The organism is Blautia sp. ZXY-1-B12, from assembly GCF_056339915.1.
The window spans coordinates 1-4,515 of record NZ_JBWJVP010000098.1; the positions used below are offsets into that span (position 1 = coordinate 1).

Below are 4,515 nucleotides of genomic sequence, written 5' to 3' on the forward strand. Positions count from 1 at the left end.
GGGTGCAGAGGGACTGGTATTCCTCTTTTCTTTTGTTCTGTATCGGGCACAGCCTGGACAAGATCAGCAGCTATAAATGTAAGACTTATTTTGAGACCATGTACCGGATGTACCTGGCACTGGAGCAGTATATCATTGAGAACCATATCAGGGTCATGAACAGCGGGATCAAAGCCGCCTGACTATAGACTGCGAGGGAGGACTGACTATGCCTTCCGCATGTTGAAAGAAACATGGAATGCGTCCGCTAATACAGCCGTCCCCCGGATGGTTTTGGGCGCGAAGTGACGATGCTCTGGCAGAGAACTCTCCTCCAAAGCCCCTGCGGTGTACGGGGAGAGCCAGAATGCTACCATAAGAACCCTCGCTGCTTGCGGCGAGGAGTAGTCAGGGGCAGTTTTGGCTTGGATACAATGCAGAAAGGATGCGGGGAGAGGATTGCCACTGTCACAGTAATTCGGCAATGCTATGGTTAGTAAACAAAGACAAGGCTGTGATCTGTACCGGGTATGCGCTCTCCGCGGATGGAATGTGGAGACAACACAGCTGGCTGATACACAGAAAACCGCGATCCAACCGGGTAGTGGAGACGACAGAGCCGCGGATACTGTATTATGGTTTTGCCATGACACCGGAGCTTTGCGAGGAGTTTGTCAATGAGAATGTCTGGTAAATAAGGTAGTAAGATGTTTCAGAAATTAATTTTTGAGACATCTTTTTTTCAAGCGGAAAAATGGCAGGGAAACTCCATATGCAGCTGATACTTTTCTTTTGAGCTTGCAGGTGAAAGTTTTTTTGTATTATAATATGAAAAGACAGTTCTCTTATATTTGCAGAAAACCAAAACTCTGTCGGAATACATCGTTTACAAGAAAAACAAAAGAGACATCACCAGTTACCGTGGTAATAAACAGCACAAAAGGAGAATAGAAATTTGAGTCATATACCTGCAATTGTTGATTATCTGAAAAAATTAAATATATTATCTGTAATAGTCAGGATACTTCTTGCCATTATCTGCGGAGGAGTTATAGGAATTGAGAGAAGACGGGCTCACCAGTCCGCAGGAATGAGAACATATATGTTGGTATGTATGGGTGCAGCTATTGTCATGGCAACGGGACAGTATATGTACGACACTTTCAAAACCGGAGATCCTTCCCGGCTTGGAGCCCAGGTGATCAGCGGTATTGGTTTCCTGGGTGCCGGAAGTATTATCACCTCCGGAAAAACGAAAGTAAGAGGCTTGACAACCGCAGCAGGATTGTGGGTTTCGGCCTGCATTGGTCTTGCCTTGGGCATTGGATTCTACAGTGCAGGTTTGATTGCTACGCTGGTCGTTTATCTTATCATGGCGCGACTAAAAAGACTGGAGTATCGATTTCTGGTAGATGATATTTATTTGGAAATTTATTTGGAGTATGACGATGCGCTTTCTGTTTCTGATATCGCACAGCAGGCTGAAAGAAACGGCCTGAAAATCGAGGAGGTGCAACATGGAACCAAAGGAAAAGGATTCCAGAAGGCATTGATCACTTTCAGAAATACCCAAAATGAAAGCAGGGATCATGTCCTGAAAATACTTGAGCATGTGGAAGGCGTAAGGTACGTAAAATACATATATTAATGTTAATCTGCGCCCAATGCTTCTTCCTCAGATAAGGCTTTTTTCGTATCAGAAACTCCATCTTAAAATTTCTGCTATATTTTCCTTACCAAAGAGATTTTTCTTGCGCCATCTTGAAGATCTTTTTGGTAATGCTAACATACGGAGCTGCCAGCTACAGCTCCGCGGATTTTCTCCTTCGTGTTTCCGCGGCTCTGACCTATGGGGGTTGGGGCTGCGGATTTTGTTTGTTGAGAAGGGGAAAAAATTATGCTATGATACAAAAAATGCAGGAAAGGATGGATAACTATGGATGATAAAAGGATTGCTGCAGCAGAACATAAGCACCTAATACCTCTGGACAGGATCAACGGATATGAAGTCCGTCCCGGTTTCTACGGGATCAATGGGGCAACCGCCCTCAGGGAAGGTGTAAATTTTACCATCTGCTCTATGGAAGCAACAAATGTGGATCTTCTTCTGTATCACAGAGGAGAAAAAGAACCATTTGCGGTTCTTCCTTTTCCAAAACATTACCGGATCGGTGGAGTGTATTCCATGTTTGTTTTTGGACTGGATATCTTTGATTTCGAATATGCCTATCGGGTAGATGGTCCATATGAGCCCAAAAAAGGTCTTATTTTTGACAGGTCAGAACCCCTTCTGGATCCCTATGCAAAAGCAGTCACCGGTCAGGAGTGTTTATGGGGCGAACAGCCTAATCAGGACCATGAGTACCGGGCAAGAGTGGTTGTCAATGATTTTGACTGGGGCGATCATGTGGATCCGGTCAGACCGATTGAGGATTCTGATCATATACGAGCTTCATGTCCGCGGATTTACCCGAAAATCCTTCCTCCAATGTCGCTCATCCCGGCACCTTTGAGGGAATCCGGAAAAATTCCCTATCTCAAGGATCTGGGGATTACCGCTGTGGAATTAATGCCTGTATTTGAGTTCGATGAGACTATGGGAAAAAGAGAGGTTAACGGCCGGACTCTTCTGGACTACTGGGGATATAATCCGGTAAGCTTTTTTTCCCCGAACACCAGTTATACAGCCAAAAAGAAATTCCAACCGGGAAGGGGATGAGCTGAAAGACCTGATCAAAGATCTGAATAGCAACGGTATCGAAGTGATCCTGGATGTTGTTTTTAATCATACGGCAGAAGGAAACGAAAATGGTCCCTTTTTCTCATTTAAAGGATTCGATAACCGCATCTATTATATGCTGACTCCGGAGGGCTGGTATTATAATTTCAGTGGATGCGGAAACACACTGAACTGTAATCATCCGGTAGTGCAGCAGATGATCCTTGAGTGCCTGCGGTATTGGACAATCGAATATCATGTGGACGGTTTCCGGTTTGATCTGGCCAGCATTTTGGGAGAAAATGAAGACGGTTCTCCTGCAAGCCAGCCTCCGCTTCTGAAAAATCTTGCGGAAGATCCGATCCTTCGGAACGTAAAACTGATCGCAGAAGCCTGGGATGCCGGTGGGCTTTATCAGGTTGGCAGCTTTCCGGCCTTTTCCCGCTGGGCGGAATGGAATGGTAAATACCGGGATGACATGAGGAGTTTCCTGAAAGGAGACTACTGGTTTGCCGAAGCAGCAGCAAACAGGCTCATCGGATCACCGGATCTGTATACCGGACAGTACAAAGGATATGCATCCTCCATTAAACATTACCTGCCATGATGGATTCTCTCTTTCGGGATCTCTACTCCTTCAATGAAAAGCATAATGAGGACAACGGCTGGAACAACACTGACGGAAATGATGACAATCGAAGCTGGAACTGCGGAGTGGAGGGCGAGACAGAAGATCCGGAAGTCCTCAGGCTTCGCTTCAGAATGATAAAAAATGCCTGTGCAGTACTGATGTGCAGTCGTGGAACTCCCATGTTTCTTGCAGGAGATGAGTTTGGCGATACCCGTTTTGGAAACAATAATCCATATTGTCAGGACAACGAGATTTCATGGCTGGACTGGAAACGGCTGAATACGAATCAGACCCTATACCAGTTTTTTAAAAAAATGATCCAGTTTCGGAGGGCGCATCCGGCAATCCGAAATAACCTGGATCCTTCAGATACCGGCTTTCCGGCAGTAAGCATCCATACAAACCAGCCACGGGATAACTCCATCAATCAGGAAACAAAATGTCTGGCAGTCTGCTATGCCGGAAAGATTGAGCAGGGAGAGGATCTGGTATATGTAGCGTTGAATGTATATTGGGAAAAACAGCGATTTGAGCTTCCAAAGCTTCCGGATGCCTATGAATGGAGACGTTTTGTAGATACTGCATTGGACGAAGCAGACGATATAACCATTACCGAATACTGGCTCCAGCCGCGTTCTGTGGCAGTATTTGTCGGTACACGAACGGAAATATAGTTTTTTTCACAAATTTTTTCTTTCATCATTTTATCAAAAATGAATACGAACGAAAGAAGCATCGTCATGAATAATACAAATCATATGCCAGAAATTACAGAAAAAAAAGAATAAAAAATGGCACGATAGTATCAAAAAAATACACAGATTTTTCAGAATACCAGAAAACAGCTCTACAGGATATTATAGTTCCTTAAAAACAATTCCTCAAACAGAAATAGTATTTAACAGAAAGCCTCTTTTGTAAAGCAGGAGAGGTTTTTCGTATCAGAATTAAATTTTTCTTTTCCATTGAAGAATCAGTACGTCAAAGGGCTGTTACATTTTGAGCATTTTTTCTTCTTTATTGTGTCTCCGCGGAAATCTTTTGCGAAATTTTTCTGCGGAGGCGAACATAGTCAACATAATATATTTATGGTAAACTTACAAGCGAAATTCCTTGTCCTCTTACTCCACAGCTCCTGCTTGGCTGCGTTTTTCTCAATTGGGTATTAATTTTCAGTCATTGACGA

Annotated in this window: 2 protein-coding genes and 2 pseudogenes; all 4 read left to right on the plus strand. The window is 44.0% G+C overall.

The genetic code is table 11. From position 1 onward, the window contains the following. Positions 1–182: pseudogene (locus tag AC075L_RS06275) on the plus strand (hypothetical protein); the annotation flags it as partial. A gap of 281 nt (positions 183–463) precedes the next feature. After that, positions 464–673 carry a hypothetical protein gene (locus AC075L_RS06280; protein ID WP_476387372.1) on the plus strand — a complete coding sequence of 70 codons (210 nt, stop codon included), beginning with the start codon at positions 464–466 and terminating at the stop codon, positions 671–673. Positions 674–934: 261 nt separating this feature from the next. After that, positions 935–1,627 (plus strand): MgtC/SapB family protein, encoded by a 693-nt coding sequence (locus tag AC075L_RS06285; protein ID WP_476387373.1) that lies wholly within the window; start codon positions 935–937, stop codon positions 1,625–1,627. Between the two features lie 288 nt (positions 1,628–1,915). After that, a pseudogene (locus tag AC075L_RS06290) lies at positions 1,916–4,003 on the plus strand (glycogen debranching protein). Positions 4,004–4,515: the final 512 nt, after the last annotated feature.